Source organism: Mesorhizobium sp. M4A.F.Ca.ET.022.05.2.1, from assembly GCF_003998845.1.
Classification (GTDB): Bacteria; Pseudomonadota; Alphaproteobacteria; order Rhizobiales; family Rhizobiaceae; genus Mesorhizobium.
In genome coordinates this window covers 1-422 of sequence record NZ_RZOJ01000842.1, presented here as the reverse complement: position 1 = coordinate 422, position 422 = coordinate 1, and the positions used below count along the sequence as shown (strand labels likewise).

The 422-nt window shown below is 66.6% G+C and carries 1 pseudogene; it reads right to left on the bottom strand.

From position 1 onward, the window contains the following. Positions 1–149: 149 nt before the first annotated feature. Positions 150–422, bottom strand: a pseudogene (locus tag EN745_RS35740) (penicillin-binding protein); the annotation flags it as partial.

Here is a 422-nt window from a genome sequence, read left to right as displayed (position 1 = left end):
GCAGACGGCAATGGCAAGCGAAAGTAGCGTCAGGAAAGCGGTCTTGAGCATGAACAGCCAAAACAGGAGAACTTGCCGCTCGGGGATATCGCGGGCAGGGGCCTCGTGGCAAGTCGCGCCGGTGGATAGGCGGACGCTGAATGGGACGCTCAGAGCGCCGACAGCGTCTCCGGCGCCTTGGGCGCGTCGAGCACAGGGGCTGTCTGGAACGCCTTGGTCATCTCGCGCAGCGTCTGTGTGGTCTGGCCGGAGAGCACCGGCGGCCGCTCGGCCTGGGCCTGCGCTGCGGCCTCCTCGGCATTCTTCTGGGCGGCCTCCTCGGCCTTGGCCGCGACTTCCGGATCGACGAACGGGTGATCGAGGCCGGGGATCGGCTTCAGGTCGATATTCTGGTGCGCGTAGACCATCAGCCGCTGCCAGAC